This is a genomic window from Actinomycetota bacterium (genome assembly GCA_019347675.1).
In the GTDB taxonomy this organism is placed as follows: Bacteria; Actinomycetota; Nitriliruptoria; order Nitriliruptorales; family JAHWKO01; genus JAHWKW01.
Map to the genome: position 1 here is coordinate 21,916 of JAHWKW010000015.1, position 15,528 is coordinate 37,443.

General features: G+C 70.4%; 14 protein-coding genes. 1 reads left to right on the forward strand and 13 read right to left on the reverse strand.

The annotated features are described in order from the left end of the window. Positions 1-36 precede the first annotated feature (36 nt). The 13 genes from KY462_11270 to KY462_11330 all read right to left on the reverse strand — a co-directional run bounded on the left by KY462_11270 (position 37) and on the right by KY462_11330 (position 14,368). On the reverse strand, positions 37-1,272 hold the full coding sequence (locus tag KY462_11270) for a type II secretion system F family protein (GenBank protein MBW3578295.1): 1,236 nt from the start codon (positions 1,270-1,272) through the stop codon (positions 37-39). Positions 1,273-1,292: 20 nt separating this feature from the next. After that, a complete protein-coding gene (locus KY462_11275) occupies positions 1,293-2,537 on the reverse strand; it encodes a type IV pilus twitching motility protein PilT (protein MBW3578296.1) in 1,245 nt (414 codons plus the stop codon). A 452-nt stretch (positions 2,538-2,989) separates the two neighbouring features. Further along, on the reverse strand, positions 2,990-4,663 hold the full coding sequence (gene pilB / locus KY462_11280; GenBank protein MBW3578297.1) for a type IV-A pilus assembly ATPase PilB: 1,674 nt from the start codon (positions 4,661-4,663) through the stop codon (positions 2,990-2,992). Then, positions 4,660-5,265 carry an ATP/GTP-binding protein gene (locus tag KY462_11285; GenBank protein MBW3578298.1) on the reverse strand — a complete coding sequence of 202 codons (606 nt, stop codon included), beginning with the start codon at positions 5,263-5,265 and terminating at the stop codon, positions 4,660-4,662. The genes pilB and KY462_11285 overlap by 4 nt, the downstream gene beginning before the upstream one ends. Beyond that, a complete protein-coding gene (locus KY462_11290) occupies positions 5,266-6,405 on the reverse strand; it encodes a DUF4388 domain-containing protein (GenBank protein MBW3578299.1) in 1,140 nt (379 codons plus the stop codon). Between the two features lie 42 nt (positions 6,406-6,447). Further along, positions 6,448-6,915 (reverse strand): roadblock/LC7 domain-containing protein, encoded by a 468-nt coding sequence (locus KY462_11295; GenBank protein MBW3578300.1) that lies wholly within the window; start codon positions 6,913-6,915, stop codon positions 6,448-6,450. 208 nt (positions 6,916-7,123) lie between these two features. Then, complete coding sequence (gene aroE, locus KY462_11300) at positions 7,124-7,996, reverse strand: shikimate dehydrogenase (GenBank protein ID MBW3578301.1); 873 nt, start codon at positions 7,994-7,996, stop codon at positions 7,124-7,126. Beyond that, a complete protein-coding gene (gene mltG / locus KY462_11305) occupies positions 7,993-9,099 on the reverse strand; it encodes an endolytic transglycosylase MltG (GenBank protein ID MBW3578302.1) in 1,107 nt (368 codons plus the stop codon). Before mltG ends, aroE begins: the two co-directional genes overlap by 4 nt. Before the next feature lie 12 nt (positions 9,100-9,111). After that, positions 9,112-9,546, reverse strand: a complete 435-nt coding sequence (ruvX, locus tag KY462_11310; GenBank protein ID MBW3578303.1) for a Holliday junction resolvase RuvX — start codon at positions 9,544-9,546, stop codon at positions 9,112-9,114. Then, entirely contained in the window at positions 9,543-12,173 is a 2,631-nt protein-coding gene (alaS, locus tag KY462_11315; GenBank protein ID MBW3578304.1) for an alanine--tRNA ligase, read from the reverse strand. Before alaS ends, ruvX begins: the two co-directional genes overlap by 4 nt. A gap of 1 nt (position 12,174) precedes the next feature. Further along, complete coding sequence (locus KY462_11320) at positions 12,175-12,462, reverse strand: hypothetical protein (protein ID MBW3578305.1); 288 nt, start codon at positions 12,460-12,462, stop codon at positions 12,175-12,177. Between the two features lie 65 nt (positions 12,463-12,527). Further along, positions 12,528-12,893: a DUF948 domain-containing protein gene (locus KY462_11325; protein ID MBW3578306.1), complete on the reverse strand. Its 366-nt coding sequence runs from the start codon at positions 12,891-12,893 to the stop codon at positions 12,528-12,530. Further along, complete coding sequence (locus tag KY462_11330) at positions 12,890-14,368, reverse strand: replication-associated recombination protein A (protein ID MBW3578307.1); 1,479 nt, start codon at positions 14,366-14,368, stop codon at positions 12,890-12,892. The genes KY462_11325 and KY462_11330 overlap by 4 nt, the downstream gene beginning before the upstream one ends. A 171-nt stretch (positions 14,369-14,539) precedes the next feature. Between KY462_11330 and KY462_11335 the strand changes: the two genes are divergently transcribed. Continuing rightward, positions 14,540-15,490: a DUF559 domain-containing protein gene (locus tag KY462_11335; protein MBW3578308.1), complete on the forward strand. Its 951-nt coding sequence runs from the start codon at positions 14,540-14,542 to the stop codon at positions 15,488-15,490. Positions 15,491-15,528 lie beyond the last annotated feature (38 nt).

Consider the following 15,528-nt stretch of genomic DNA (forward strand, 5'->3'; position numbering starts at 1 on the left):
GGCCGCCACCCACAGTGCGCGACGAGAGCGGTGCCGCTACTCGACGAGGTCGATCACCTTGAAGATCGGCATGTACAGCGCGATCACCATGCTCCCAACGATCCCGCCGAGCACCGCGATCATGATCGGCTCCATCAGCGCCGTCAGCGACTCGGTCGTCGACTCGATCTCCTGGTCGTAGAAGTCCGAGACCTTCTCGAGCATCGTGTCGACCGCGCCGGTCTCCTCGCCCACCGCGATCATCTGCACGACCATCGGCGGGAACGTGTCGTGGTTGGCGAGCGGAGCGGCGATGGACTCACCCTCCCGGACCGACTCCTGCACGTCCTTGACGGCGTTGCCGATGACACCGTTGTTCACGGTCTCGGCGGTGATCTCCAGCGCCTGGAGGATCGGGACGCCCGCACGCAGCAGCACCGAGAGGTTGCGGGCGAACCGCGACAGCGCGATCTTGTGGAACAGCGGGCCGAACACGGGCACCTTGAGCTTGAGGCGGTCCAGCTGGTACCGACCCTGTTCGGTCGCGCGGATCCGCTTGAACGCGAACCAGAAACCGGCCGGAGCCACGATGAAGGTCACCAGCCCCGCCAAGCTGGACACGAAGTTCGACGCCATCATCAGGATCTTCGTCGGTGTCGGGAGCTCACCGCCGAGGTCCTCGAACATGCCGGCGAACACGGGCACGATGAACGCGAGCATCACACCGGTGAGCAGGATGGCCATGATCAAGACGATCACCGGGTAGGTCATCGCCGACTTGACCTTGCTGCGCAGCGCGACCTCCTTCTCCAGAGCCTCGGCGATGCGCAGCAGGACCTGGTCGAGCATCCCGGCGGTCTCGCCCGCCCGGACCATCGCGATGTACAGGCGCGGGAAGACCTTGTCGTGCTCGGCGAGCGCGCCCGACAGCGACTTGCCGGCCTCGACCTCCTGCCGGATCTCACGGACGATCTCCGCGAGCCTCTTGCTCTCGGTCTGCTCGGCCAGGATCGACAGCGCACGGATCAGCGACAGACCGGAGTTGATCATGGTGGCGAACTGGCGGCTGAAGATCGCGAGGTCCTTCAGCTTGACCTTGTTCCCGATCCCGGGGATCTTGATCTCGGTCTGCATGCCCGAGGTCTTGACCTGCTCGACGTTGACGGGCGTGTAGCCCATCTGACGCAGGCGCGCGACGACCGCCCCGGAGCTGTCGGCCTCGAGTTGGCCGCTGATCAGCTTCCCGGCCCGGTCGCGGACCTGGTAGGTGTACTGTGCGGTGGCGGTCGCCATGGTGGTTGACTCCTTGCCTGTCAGCCGCGGCCGGCCAGGCGGTTGAACTCCTGCACTTGGCTGCACTTGGAGAGCGCTTCTTCGTAGGTGACCTTGCCATTCTTCACGAGCGTGGCCAGCGACTGGTCCATCGCGACCATGCCGTGCTGGATGCCGGCCTGGATCGAGGAGTAGATCTGGTGGGTCTTGCCCTCGCGGATCAGGTTGCGCACCGCCGGGGTCGCCATCATGACCTCGCAGGCGACCGCGCGGCCTTGCCCGTCCGAGGTCTTGAGCAGCTGCTGTGAGACCACCCCCTGCAACGCCCCGGCCAGCTGCACCCGGATCTGTTCCTGCTGGTGCGGCGGGAACACGTCGATCACGCGGTCCACGGTCTGGGGTGCGTCCTGGGTGTGCAGGGTCGCGAACACCAGGTGGCCGGTCTCCGCTGCGGTGAGCGCGATCTGGATCGTCTCCAGGTCGCGCATCTCCCCGACCAGGATCACGTCGGGGTCCTGGCGCAGCACGTGCTTGAGGGCGTGGTTGAACCCGTGGGTGTCGGTCCCGACCTCACGCTGGTTGATCACCGACTTCTTGTGCCTGTGGAGGAACTCGATCGGGTCCTCCACGGTCATGATGTGCACCGCTCGGTTGATGTTGATCAGATCGATCATCGACGCGAGCGTGGTGGACTTGCCCGACCCGGTCGGGCCGGTGACCAGCACGAAGCCGCGGGGCAGGTAGGCGAAGTTCGCGACCTGCGTCGGCACCCCGAGGTTCTCGAGCGGCTTGATCTCGAAGGGGATCACCCGCATCACCGAGCCGAGGGCGTCGCGCTGCTGGAAGATGTTCACGCGGAAGCGCGCCTTGCCCGGGACCGAGTACGACAGGTCGAGCTCGAGGTTGTTCTCGAACGTCTCACGCTGCTTGTGCGTGAGGATCGCGTAGAGCAGCTTGCGCAGCTCGGTGGGCTCGAGCCTCGGGTAGCCCTCCAGCGGGGAAAGCTCGCCGTGCAACCGGATGGTCGGCGGGATGCCGGCGGTCAGGTGCAGGTCCGAGCCACCCGAGTCGACGAGCACCGTGAGGAGCTCGTCGAGGTCCAAGGCCGTCGTCTCCTCGGACTCGACCAGGCGCACCACCGGTGGCGCCCCGACGTTGGAGACGGTGCCTCCTCGGTCGTCGCCGACCGCGACCGCCGCGTCCTGCGCGCCGGCCTGGCCGACCGGCAGGTGCGCGATCGCGGCGAGGATCGCCCGGCGGGTCGACAGCGCCAGCTGCACGCGCATGCCGGTCTCCGCCTGGATGCGTTCGCGGGCGGCGCCGTTGTTTGGGTCGGCGACGGCGACGACCAACTCGTCACCGTCGCCGAAAGACACGGGAACAGCGAGGACCTCCTCCGCGACGGCGCGCGAGACCATCTCGGCTGCCAGCGGGTCGAGGCCGTCGCGGTCGAGGTCCACGAACCCCAAGCCAAGCTGCTGGGCGAGGGCGCGGACCAGGTGAATCTCGGAGACGAAACCGAGCTGCACCAGCGACTTGCCGAGGCTGGTGCCACGGTCACGGCGGTGCTGCTCCGCGCGATCGAGCTGAGCGGCGTCGATGACGCCCTGATCCAGCAGGATCTCTCCGAGCGCCTTGGCCATCACGACTCCTGTCCATCGCCCCGCGAGCGCGGGCCTCGTAGTGGACCGTTCCAGGGGGGTTCTCGGACGTTGCGGAGGGCTTCTGAAGGGCGCCGTCAGACGACGACCCGACCGATCTCCTCGATGGTGGTGTCGCCCTGCATGATCTTCGCCAGGCCATCCTGGCGGAGCCTGGCCATGCCCTGGCTCACCGCGACCCGCATGATCTCGTCCGACGAGGCGCGCTCGACGCAGAGCCGCTCGATCTCCTCGGTCACCGCCATGACCTCGTGCACGGCCAGACGACCGCGGTACCCGGTCTTGCCGCAGCGGCTGCACCCCGCGGCGCGGAAGACCTCGGGCCTGGCTTCGACCACGTCCTCGGGGAAGCCGGCCTCCTTCAGCGTCGCCGGCGTGGGGGTGTAGGGCTCCTTGCAGCCGTTGCACAGGCGCCGCGCCAGCCGCTGCGCGAGCACGCAGTCGACCGCGGAGCCCACCAGGAACGGCTCGATCCCCATCTCGGTGAGCCGCACGATCGCCGACGGGGCGTCGTTGGTGTGCAGCGTGGTGAGGACGAGGTGGCCGGTCAGGGACGCCTCGACGGCGATCTGGGCGGTCTCGCGGTCACGGGTCTCGCCGACCAGGACGATGTCGGGGTCCTGACGCAGGATCGACCGCAGCGCCGACGCGAACGTCAGTCCGGCTTTGACGTTGACCTGGACCTGGTTGATCCCGCCGAGCCGGTACTCGACCGGGTCCTCGGTGGTGATGATGTTCACCTCGGGCCGGTTGAGGATGTTCAGCGTCGCGTAGAGGGTGGTGGATTTCCCGGACCCGGTCGGGCCGGTCACCAGCATCATCCCGTAGGGCTTGCGGAACGACGTCTCGTAGCGCTCGTAGTTCTCCGGGAGGAAGCCGAGGTCCTTCAGCTCCAGCAGGACAGAGGACTTGTCCAGGATCCGCATCACGACCTTCTCGCCGTACACGGTCGGCAGGGTCGAGACACGCAGGTCGATGGCCTTGCCGCCGATCACCAGACCGATGCGCCCGTCCTGGGGGATGCGCCGTTCGGCGATGTCCATCTCGGCCATGATCTTCAGACGGGAGATCACCCCCGACTGGATGCTGCGCGGGCTGCGCATGACCTCGTGGAGGACGCCGTCGATGCGGTAGCGGACCCGGATCTCCTTCTCGCCCGGCTCGATGTGGATGTCGGACGCCCGGTCCTGCACCGCCTGGGTGATCAGCAGGTTGACGAACTTGACGATCGGGGCGTCTTCGACGACGGCAGTGACCTGGGAGAGGTCCTGCTGCTCTTCCTCGGGGGCAGCATTCAGGTCGGCGGCGAGGACGTCGCCGATGTCGTCGCTCATCCGGTGGTAGCGGCTGATGGCCTGGGCGATGTCCTGGCGGGTCGCCACGATCGGGCGGATGTCGTAGCCGGTGGCCGTGCGGATGTCGTCGATGGCGAAGACGTTGGAGGGATCGCTCATCGCCACGACGAGCTTGCCGTCCTCGAAGCCGATGGGCAGGGCGTTGTACCGCTTGGCCACCGCGTCGCTGATCAGCGACACCGCGCTTGGATCGACGTCGATCGCGGCGAGGTCGACGAACTCCATCCCGATCTGCTTGGACAGCGCGCTGACCAGGTCCTGTTCGGTGACCAGCTTGCGGTCGATCAGGATCCGGCCCAGCGACTTCCCGAGTCGCCGCTGGTCTTCCTCGGCGTCGCGCAGCTGCTCGGGAGAGATCAGCCCCTCGCCCAGCAGGACCTGTCCGAGCTGCCTCATCGCTGTCCCGCCTCACCGACGAGCGTCGGTCCCGAGGACCGCACGACCTCGCGGACGGTCTCGAGCAGGGCCACCACGACCTCCTTCACGCTGTCGCGCTCGCGGACGTCGGACGCCACCACCCGCACGTCCGACGGCAGCCGCAGCCGTTCGCGCACACGGGCGGCGTACGCGTCGGCGTCGTCACCCGCGGGCACCTTGTTGACCGCGACCACGTAGGGAACATCGGCCACGTCGAGGAAGAACTTCAGGATGCGGGCGCCTTCGTCCAGGGATGCGTCCCGCTGGGCGTCGACCACGAGGACGAAACCGAGCATCCCCTCGGCGAGGATCTCCCACATGAAGTCGAAGCGCTCCTGTCCGGGCGTGCCGAACAGGTACAGCGCCAGGTCGCCGCCCACGGTGATCCGCCCGAAGTCCATGGCGACGGTCGTCTCGGACTTCAGCGCCCGGGTGTGGTCGCTGATTTCGCGCTCGGTGGACAGCACCGTGATCTCGGAGATCGTCCGGATCAGGGTGGTCTTCCCCGCGGCGAACGGGCCGGCGACGACGATCTTCAGCGTCCGGCCCTTGCCTCCTCGTGCGCGGTCGCGGCGGATCATCTACAGCGCCTTCACGCCCGCGATGAGGCGGTCCAACGTTTCCTCGTCCAGGTCCGGATCGGTCGTGATCCGTCGTTCGGTTGCTGGGGCGAACCGCTTCGGGCTGGTCGGGCCGGTCGAGCCGCCGACATCAGCCGACTCGGACGCCGATGGGACCGCCGTGGGGCGCGCCTGGAGCGGTCCGGGGGCGCGCGGCGGCGCCTCGGCCGGGGGCGTGAACGTGCCAGCTGGTCGCGGTGAGGTGCCGGCGGCACGCGGAGAGGCCTCGGCCGGGCGGAGAGGGGTCGCGGGGCGCGACGGCTCGTCGGGCGCGCGCGGGGCTGAGGCGAGGCGGCGCTGGGGCGCCGGCTCGAAGGCTGCTGCGCCCTCCTCGAGCTGGCGGATCAGTTCGACCTCGTCCAGGATCGCCGCGACCGACGAGGGGCCCTGGACGTCGACGTCGCGGACCTCCAGCACACCGGCGCCGACCATCCCGTACAGCAGCTTGCAGACGGCGAACTCACCCTTGCCGCTGAGCTCGACGAGGTCCCCGATCGTGCGCCGGCCGTCGACCATCGTCAGCAGCCGCCACTCCTCGGGCTTGAGGTTGACCTCGACACCGGCATCGTCGGGCGCCGGGGCCATCGCCACGACCGCCTCCAGGCCGGGGATCTTCTTGCGGACGGCGTCCCACTCCTGCAGGCGCCGAGAGCCCTCCATGATCAGGTTCTCGACCGTGACGGTGAGCCCGATCGGCTCGGCGAGGTCCAGGGCCGACTCGAACGCGAACTGGCCGTCGCTCCAGCGCATCAGGTCGAAGACCGCGTCCTGGATCTGCTCGCGGACGAACGTCTCGAGCGTGGCATCGTCGATCACGCGCTGCTCGACGAGGATGGTCCCCAACCGCGGACCACCGAGCTCGCGCTGCTGCTCCAAGGCCTGCTGGACCTGCTCGGCGGTGACCCGCCCGGCGGCGGCGAGCCGCTTGCCCAACGCCAGCCGGCCACCGCTGGCCAGCGCGTAGTAGACCTGACCGTCTCTGAACCAGACCTTGCCCTGACCACGGTCGCTGTGCAGGTCGAGCCGACCGGACTTCTTGGTCAGCGCCAGCAGCTGGAAGATGTCCGGCAGGCTGAAGCTGTCGAGGGTGCCCTCGAGCATCGACCGAGATCCTCTCTTAACCCGACGTCGGTCGGGTCCTCGTCATCGCCACGCCGCTTCTTGAGCGGGGGGCTCGCTCTGCGGGGCGCCGGGGCCGGCGATGACCGCCGCGTAAGGGTCCTCGTCCTCGCGACCCTCCAGGAGCACGTCACCGACCCGGGCGGCTGCGCGCCGCATCTCGAAGAGCATGAAACCGATCTTGGCCGTGCGACGCGCCACCGCGGTCAGCACGGCCTGGTCCTTGGCGGACATCAGGAACACGAAGCCCTGCTCGCCCTCGACGAAGATCTGGTTGAGCTGGCCGCGACCGAGACCCAGTGCTGCCTGCTCGCCCAACGACAGCAACGCGGCGCTCATCGCGCCGAGGCGGTCCTCCTCCATCTCCGCGGGCAGCGCGCTGGCCATGGGGAGGCCGTCGAACGACACGACGGCGGCAGCCTCCACGTCCGGGGAGCTCTGGATGAAGTCGTCGAGCGCCGCGGCGAGGCGCTGTGCCTTGGAATCAGCCATCGTGACCCTCCTCGGTCAGCCCCCGCGGTCGCGGGTGGCGCGTGGCCGTAGCGCTGCACCCCCACGCACCAGAAGTCGGCAGGATCGCAGACCGACTTGAGGTCGCCCGGACGTGGCGAGCGCCCGTCCCTCCAGGCAGAGGGTAATAGCCGGCATGCCGGCGCGGGGCGGCTGGTGAGACGCTATCAACGGACGCCGAGCGCTCCTCTCAGCGTCCGCTCGGGACGGTCAGCTTCGCGACCGCGGCCGCGGACATGATCCCGATCGGCGCGTCCTGCCCGGTCCAGCGGCGGTAGCTCGCCGCCGCCTGCGCGACCAGCATCCCCAGGCCGTGGTGGGCGTCGGCTCCGGACGCACGCGCCGCCTCGAGGAACGGCGTCTCGGCCGGTCGGTAGACCAGGTCGAGCGCCATCTGGTCCGCGCGGAGCTGGTGGAACGGGTCGGGCAGCGGCTCACCGGCCATCCCCAGTGGGGTGGCGTTGATCGCGAGCGCCGACTCGGCGACCGCCTCCTCCACCCACGCGTCCTCGTCCAGGCCGATCGCGCGCGCCTGCGGCGCCCCGCATCGCTCCGCCAGTCCCACCAGGTCCTCCGCGGCGTCGCGTCGACGCCCGATGACGGTGACCGGCGCCCCGACGCGGCCCAACGCCACCACGCAGGCCCGGGCCGCCCCGCCGGTCCCGAGCACCACCGTCGGAGCGCCGGGCGGCAGGTTGAGATCCTCCTGCAGGACCCTTCCCACGCCCACCGCGTCGGTGTTGTCCCCGACCAGCCCGTCCGGGCCCCACACCAGCGTATTGACGGCGCCGACGAGACGCGCTTCCTCTGTGAGCCGATCGCACAGGCGGGTGACGTTCTCCTTGTGCGGGACGGTGACGTTGGCGCCGATCGCCTCGACAGCCCCAAGCGCCTCGACGACCGTGGCGAGCGCGTCCGGGGATGTGGGCAGCACGACGTAGACGAGGTCCAGCCCCTGCTCACGGAACGCGCTGTTGTGCATCACCGGCGACAGCGAGTGACGTACCGGCCAACCGAGCAAGGCCACGAGCCGGGTGGAGGCCGCTGGCCAGCGGGCGTTCACGACCCGTCCGGGCTCGGTGTCGCCGCCGTCGGTCCCGGTCGTGGGCGTTCGCGCAGCCTCTCGTACTCGGCCTTGTTGCGCTGGTGCTCCTGAAACGTCTCGGCGAAGGCGTGGCGGCCCTCCTCGTCCTTGATCACGTAGTACAGGTAGTCGGTGTCGGCGGGAGAGAAGGCGGCTTCGATCGCGGCGCTGCCCGGCGACGCGATCGGGGTGGGTGGCAGGCCGGCCCGCTGGTAGAGGTTGTACGGCGAATCGACCGTCAGGTACTCGCCGGCGACCCGGTCGGTGTGCTCCCCCACCGCGTAGATGTTCGCAGCGTCGACCTGCAGCGGCTGTCCCGCCTCAAGACGGTTGTGGATGACCCCCGAGACCAGCGCGCGTTCCTCCGCGACCCTGACCTCCTCTTCGATCAGGCTCGCGATGACCAGCACCTCGTAGCGGTCGTAGCCGCGCGACGCAGCCGCCTCGATCGAGGTGTCGGGGACGGAATCGACCACCGAGGTGAGCTCGTCCACCATGCGCTGCAGGACCGCCTGTGGGGTCGCTCGCTTCGTGGAGAACTCGTATGTCTCGGGGAACAACAGGCCCTCGTAGGGGCTGCGCACGCCCGCCGGGAAATCCTGCAGCGGCGGGACCCAGTCCGGCACGGACAGCTGGCGATCGTCGAGGACCGCCCGGTACTCGTCGACGCTGAACGGCGACTCCTCGGCCAGCCTGGCCAGGATCTGGTCCACGGTCCAGCCCTCGGGGATGGTGAACCGGAACGACGCCGGGCTGCGCGGTCCGGCGAGGAAGCGGTCGATCGCCTGGTCGACGCTCATGCCGGTTTCGAAGTCGTAGGTGCCGGCCTGCAGTTCACGGTCGAGACCACGGCTGCGGGCCTTCAACCGGAAAGCCATCGCCGAACGCACCACATCCTTGTCTTCGAGTTCCTGTGCGACCGTGGCGGCGTTGGACCCTTCCGCGATCTCGACCGAGACGGGTGCTCCTTCGCCGGGCTCACCGCCGAGGCTCCACGCGACGTACGCCAGACCGCCGCCGACGGCCACGACGCCCGCGACGAGGATGACCAGCACCCACATCGCACCGCGGCTCAGCGCCATCGGTCACCCCTCTCATACGCCGCGTCTGGCGTGGTCCAGGTAGGCCTGGAGCAGGAGCGTAGCCGCGACCCGATCCAGGGCCTGGCGTCGCTCGCGGCGGCTGGCGTCCTGGGCGAGCATCGCGCGTTCGGCCTCCACGGTGGTGAACCGTTCGTCCCACAGCGCCACCACGAGACCGTGCTCGCGGACCCGATCGGCGACGGCGCGGGCGCGCTGGGCGGCGTGTCCCTCCCGTCCTGACAGGGCACGGGGCAGCCCGACCACCACCGTGTCCGCCTGCCGGTCGCGGGCGACCTCGGTGATCGAGGCCGCGATCGCGTCGAGGTCATCGGCGTCGTCGACCGTGAGCGTGGTCAGGGGCGTGGCGACCGTCGCCGACGGGTCGCTGAGCGCCAGGCCGATGCGGACGTCGCCGAGGTCGACGGCCAGGACACGTCCGCCGATCAGCCCACCGCCCGGCGCGCCTCGTCGGCAGCGACGCGGAGAGCCTCGCCGAGCCGGGCGCCTTCACGACCGCCGGCCTGGGCGAGGTCAGCCTTCCCACCGGCACCGCCGCCGACGACCTGCGCCGCGGCGTGCAGGATCGGCCGCGCCTCCACACCGGCGTCGACGAGGTCAGTTGTGACCACGCCAACCAGCTGCGCCTTGCCTTCGGCGGTGGTCGTCCCGACCACCACCACGCCCCGCTGACCGAGGTGGTTGCGGATCTCCAGAGCGAGCTGGCGCAGCTCGTCGGTGTTGACGTCGACGGCCTCGTGGGTGACCACCGCCAGCCCGTCGGCACGCTGGGCGCTGGCGGCGATGGCGCGCGCGTCCTGGGCGAGGGTCGCGGCGCGGGCCCGTGCCAGCTGGCGCTCGGCATCGCGCAGGCGCTCCAGGAGCTGCTCGACGCGCGCCACCGCGTCGTCGGGGGCGACGTCGAGGAGGCGCGCGACCTCCTCGGCGACCAGCCGCTCGCGCGCCGCGTGTCGGTAGGCGTCGAAGCCGGTGAACGCCTCGATGCGGCGCTGGTTGGCGCCGATCGACTCCTCGCGAACCAGCACCAGCCCCCCCACACGGGCGGCCGACCGGACGTGGGTGCCGCCGCACAGCTCCTTGGAGAAGTCGCCGATCGCCACGACCCGGACCACCTCCCCGTACTGCTCACCGAAGAGCGCGATGGCCCCGGCTGCCCGAGCCTCGTTCAACGGCATGATCTGGGTGCGGACCCCGTGGTCGGCCAGCAAGCGCTGGTTGACGCGGGCCTCGATCATCTCGAGCTGGTCACGCCCGACCTGCTCGAAGTGCGGGAAGTCGAACCGCAGCCGCCCCGCCTCGACCAGGGACCCGGCCTGCTGCGCGTGCTGGCCGAGCACCTCCCGGACGGTGGCGTGCAGGATGTGCGTGGCCGAGTGGCTGCGTTCGGTGGCGTGGCGGCGGTCGGCGTCCACCCGGGCGCGCACGGGCTGGCCCTCGGCCACCTCGCCGGCGACCACCCGCACCCGATGGACGATCAGGCCCTCGATCGGTGACTGGGTATCGACAACCTCGAGACGCCCCGTGTCGGTCTCGAGCAGCCCGGTGTCGCCGACCTGACCGCCGCCTTCGGCGTAGAAAGGCGTGACCGGCAGGACGACCTCGACGTCGTCGCCCTCAGCAGCCGCAGCCACCACGCCCCCGGGCGTGACCACAGCCCCCAGCGCCGACTCCGACTCCACCCGGTCGTACCCGACGAACTCCACGCCGCCGACCCGTCCGGCGGCGTCGCGGTAGACGTGAGCGGGGACACCGTCGTCGCCGCGCTTCAACGCGCCCCGGGCCCGTTCCCTCTGCGCCTCCATCAGCCGCTCGAACTCGGCGCGGTCGAGGTCCAGGCCCGACTCCTGGACGATCTCCACGGTCAGGTCCACCGGGAAGCCGTAGGTGTCGTGCAGCTTGAAGGCCGTGTCGCCGGGGAGCGTGCGACGCCCCACCTGCTCGGCCTCGGCCACAGCATCCTCGAGGATGGTCAACCCCTGGCGCAGCGTCCGGGCGAACTCGGCCTCCTCCGCCCCGACCACGCGGGTGACCAGCTCGCGTTGCGCCTGCAGATCGGGGTAGCCCGGCGCCATGGTGGCGATCACCGCGTCGGCCATCGCGGGGAGGACCGGCGCCTCGGTGCCCAGCCCGCGGGCGTGGCGGACCGCACGGCGCAGCAACCGCCGCAGGATGTACCCGCGTCCCTCCTTGGACGGCAGCACACCGTCGGCGATCAGGAACGCCGCAGCGCGGGAGTGCTCGGCGACCACCCGCAGCGACACGTCGGACTCGCGTCCCCGTCCGTAGGTCACGCCGGTCAGTTCCTCGGCCCGGGCGATGATCGGCCGGTGGGTGTCGATGTCGTAGGCGGTCGGAACCTCCTGCTTGAGCATCGCGATCCGCTCGAGCCCGAGCCCCGTGTCCACGTTCTGCGCCGGCAGGTCCCCGATGATGTTCCCGGGGTCGTCACGCAGGTACTGCATGAACACGAGGTTGTAGTACTCGAAGTACCGCTCGGGGTCGGCGGCGGGACCCCCCTCGGGTCCGTACTGTGGGCCGCGGTCGTAGTACAGCTCCGAACACGGTCCGCACGGGCCGGCGACCCCCATCGACCAGAAGTTGTCGGCCTCGCCCATGGCCTGGATGCGCGCGCGGGGCACGTCGGTCTCCGACTCCCACAGGTCGGCGGCTTCGTCGTCGTCCTTGAAGACGGTGACCCAGATCCGGTCGGGTTCCAGGCCCAGTGGGCCGATCGACAGCTCCCACGCCCACCGGATCGCGTCGCGCTTGAAGTAGTCGCCGAACGAGAAGTTGCCGAGCATCTCGAACAGCGTGAAGTGACGGCTGGTGCGGCCCACGTTCTCGATGTCGACCGTGCGGGCGCACTTCTGGAAGCTGGTGGCGCGGGGCGTCTCCGGCTGTGCGTCGCCGAGGAAGTACGGCTTGAACGGCACCATACCGGCATTGGTGAGCAACAGCGTCGGGTCGTTGGGGATCAGCGACGCCGACTCGTAGCGTCGGTGACCGCGTTCCTCGAAGAACTCCAGGAACGCCTCGCGGATCTCGAAGGCGTCCACCTCAGTGCTCGCCGGAGCGGTGGAGCGTGCGCGCCTCGTCCACGGTCAGGACGCCGTACCGGTGGCGCAGCTCAGCTTCCTTCTCCGTCGCCGCCGCAGCACCGGCAGCGATCGCGGTGCGCAGCCGGCGGCGCCACGCGCTGGTCGCGTCGCCGGCTCGCTGGGACATCGCCCGTGGTGAGACGCGGGCGGCTGCACGATCGACGCGGCGCATGACGATCGCGCCCACCACGATCCCGATGCCGAGCCCGAAGAGGGTGAGGAAGATGACGAGCAGCAGCTTGCGCATGTCGCTCCTGGTCAGCTGTGTTCAGTCTCTACTCGCGCGCCGTGGCCTCGATCGTGGTCCCCAGGTCACGATCGTCGCTGCGCGGACACGGCGGCGCGCCAGGCTGCGGCCACCCCGCTGCCGTACGCAGCCACCTTGATCAGCGGGCCGACGATCGTCGCCTGGATCACCGCCATGGTCGCGTCGGCGCGGTCGGTGATGCGCTGTACGCCGGCGACGACCGCGTCGACGCGGGCCAGCTCGACGTTGACCCCGCTGACCGTCTCACCGACGCCCCCGATCAGCGGCACGGTCTCCTCGGTGATGCCCCGCACCAGGTTCCCGAGCTCGCTGATCAGCCGGAACACGTTGAGGAGGACCACGCAGAGCACCAGGACCGCCAGCGCGAAGAAGGCGGCCGCGACGAGCGCGGCCCACTCGGTCCCGCTCACGATGCGCCGCTCCTTCCGTCGTCCGTCGCGGTCGTCTCCGACCGTCCCGCGTCGACGGTCGTGTCCGCGCCCGCGTCGACGGTCGTGTTCGCGCCCGACCGTGTCACCTGAGACCGCCACCGCGCGACCCGGCGGGCGATCTGCGCCTCGTCGCCGTTCTCGGTCGGGCGGTACAGCACCTGACCCACCAACTCGTCGGGCAGGTACTGCTGCCCGACGTGGGCGCCAGCGTAATCGTGTGGGGACCGGTACCCGACACCGTGACCGAGCCGGCGCGCGCCACGGTAGTGCGCGTCACGCAGGTGTGGGGGCACTGCGGCGTTCCCGGCCTCCGACACGGCAGCGTCCGCCGCCCCGAGCGCCTGCTTCACCGAGTCGGACTTGGGTGCGGTGGCCAGCGCGATCGCGGCGTGGACGAGGTTGAAGCGGGCCTCGGGAAGGCCGACCCGGTCCAGCGCCTCGAACGCGGCGACTGCGAGGCCCAAGGCGTCACGGTCGGCCAATCCGACGTCCTCGCTGGCGAAGATGACCATGCGACGGGCGAGGAAGCGCGGATCCTCCCCGGCGTCGAGCATCCGCACCAGCCAGTACACGGCCGCGTCGGGGTCGCTGCCGCGCAGCGACTTGATGAACGCCGAGGTCTGGTCGTAGTGCTGGTCGCCGTCCTTGTCGTAGCGCAGCCGCTTGGAGGCGAGCGCAGCGACCACGTCGTCGAGCGTGACCGAGACCACCCCGTCAGAGGCGTCTCCGCTGGCGGCCTCAACGGCCGCCTCCAAGGTGACCAGCGCGACGCGGGCGTCACCGTCCGCCGCGGCCACCAGGTGGTGTCGTGCGTCCTCGCCGAGCGTCACCCGCCCGCCGTAGCCGCGATCGGGGTCGCTCACCGCCCGCCGCACGATGGTGCAGATCGCCTCGGCGTCGAGTGGCTCGAGGCGCACCAGCTGACAGCGTGACAGCAGCGGGGCGGTCAGCTCGAAGAACGGGTTCTCGGTGGTGGCACCGACCAGCGTGAACCATCCGTGCTCCACCGCCGGGAGCAAGGCGTCCTGCTGGGCCTTGTTGAAGCGGTGGATCTCGTCGAGGAACAGCACGGTCCGCCGCCCCCGACCGTTGCGGGTCGCGGCTTGCAGCCGCGTGCGGGCCCGGTCGATCACCGCCCGGACGTCCTTCACGCCGGCGCTGACCGCCGACAGCTCCTCCCACGCCGCGTCGGTGGTCGCGGCGATCACCGCGGCCAGCGATGTCTTCCCGCTGCCGGGCGGACCCCACAGCACGACCGAACCCAGCTCGTCGCGTTCGAGGAGGGCCCGCAGCGTGGAGCCGGCACCCACCACGTGGTGCTGGCCGACGTACTCGTCGAGGGTCCGCGGACGCATGCGGGCGGCCAGTGGCGCCGACGCAGGCGGGAGCACGGTCGCCCGGCGCCGCTCCGGCGGGGCGTCGCGGTGCGGGGCGTCGTCGAACAGGCGGTCCATCGCACGCGACGGTACCGCCGAGCCCGCCGTCGGTGTCCCCACCTATTCCCGCCGACGGGAACAAACCACACGACGGCGCGTCGTCCCCGTCCGGCGCGTCCAGATGGATATCCCCAGCGGCCTCGCCGAGGCGCGTGACGGGCGGGGCGGGGAGCGTGAGGCTCGCGGCGAATGGAGACGACTGCTTGGGCGGAGCTCTGCCGCATCAGCCGGCGGCAGTCGGGGCTGTTCCTGTACGCCCAGGCCGCTGCAGTCGGGGTTGACCAGAACGATCTCTGCCGCAAGGTCGCCACCGGCCTGCTGGAGCGCTGGCACCGTTCGGTCTACGCGCTGGCCGGGACGCCGGATTCGTGGGAGCGACGGGCGTTGGCTGCCCAGCTCGTCAGCCGCCGCCGTGCCGTGCTGTCGCACCGTTCCGCCGGTTACCTGCATCGGCTGTGCGACCTGCAGCGCCCCGACTCGATCGAGCTGGTGGTCCCCAGAGGGACGAGGGTCACCGCGCGGGGAGCGCGGATCCACACCTCCACGTGGTTGCCCCGAACGGATCGGAGCTGGGCCGAACCCTTCCTGGTCACGTCGCTGGAGCGAACCATCTGCGATCTCGCCGGCGTGGTCGCTGCCTCCGCGCTGCGTCGGATCGTGTACGACGCGTGGCGACGCGGGCGGACGACCCCGCAGGCCATCGACAGCTGTCTGGCGGCGCTCGGCCGGGTCCGGGGTGCCGCCCCGCTGAGGCAGGTCCTGCGCGAGGCTGAACCGGGCTTGGTACGGACGCGCTCCGTTGCCGAGATCGACCTCTACTGCCTGCTGCATGACGCCGGCTTCCCGCCACCCAAGGTCAACTTCGAGCTCTTCGACGCGGTGGGGGTGCTGCGGTACATCCTCGACCTGGCCTACCCCGAGGTCCGGCTCGCGATCGAGGCGGACAGCCGGACCTTCCACGGCATCAGGCCCGACCGGCTCGCTGACGCGACGCGCCAACGAGAGCTGGAGGCCGAGGGATGGTCGTTCCTCCGCGTCACCACCGATCAGCTCCGGCGTGATCCCGCGGGGGTCGTGGCGCGGGTGCGCGCCGAGTTGATCCGGCTCGGCCATCCAGGTGCGCAGGGACGGTGTCGCTGAGGTGTAGCCGCCTGGTCCCGCCGGCGGGAACAACTACC

Coding starts and splice junctions, on each gene's coding strand:
- KY462_11270 (MBW3578295.1), bottom strand. CDS start 1,272: ATGGCGACCGCCACCGCACAGTACACCTACCAGGTCCGCGACCGGGCC.
- KY462_11275 (MBW3578296.1), bottom strand. CDS start 2,537: ATGCGCGTGCAGCTGGCGCTGTCGACCCGCCGGGCGATCCTCGCCGCG.
- pilB (MBW3578297.1), bottom strand. CDS start 4,663: ATGAGGCAGCTCGGACAGGTCCTGCTGGGCGAGGGGCTGATCTCTCCC.
- KY462_11285 (MBW3578298.1), bottom strand. CDS start 5,265: ATGATCCGCCGCGACCGCGCACGAGGAGGCAAGGGCCGGACGCTGAAG.
- KY462_11290 (MBW3578299.1), bottom strand. CDS start 6,405: ATGCTCGAGGGCACCCTCGACAGCTTCAGCCTGCCGGACATCTTCCAG.
- KY462_11295 (MBW3578300.1), bottom strand. CDS start 6,915: ATGGCTGATTCCAAGGCACAGCGCCTCGCCGCGGCGCTCGACGACTTC.
- mltG (MBW3578302.1), bottom strand. CDS start 9,099: ATGGCGCTGAGCCGCGGTGCGATGTGGGTGCTGGTCATCCTCGTCGCG.
- KY462_11320 (MBW3578305.1), bottom strand. CDS start 12,462: ATGCGCAAGCTGCTGCTCGTCATCTTCCTCACCCTCTTCGGGCTCGGC.
- KY462_11330 (MBW3578307.1), bottom strand. CDS start 14,368: ATGGACCGCCTGTTCGACGACGCCCCGCACCGCGACGCCCCGCCGGAG.
- KY462_11335 (MBW3578308.1), top strand. CDS start 14,540: ATGGAGACGACTGCTTGGGCGGAGCTCTGCCGCATCAGCCGGCGGCAG.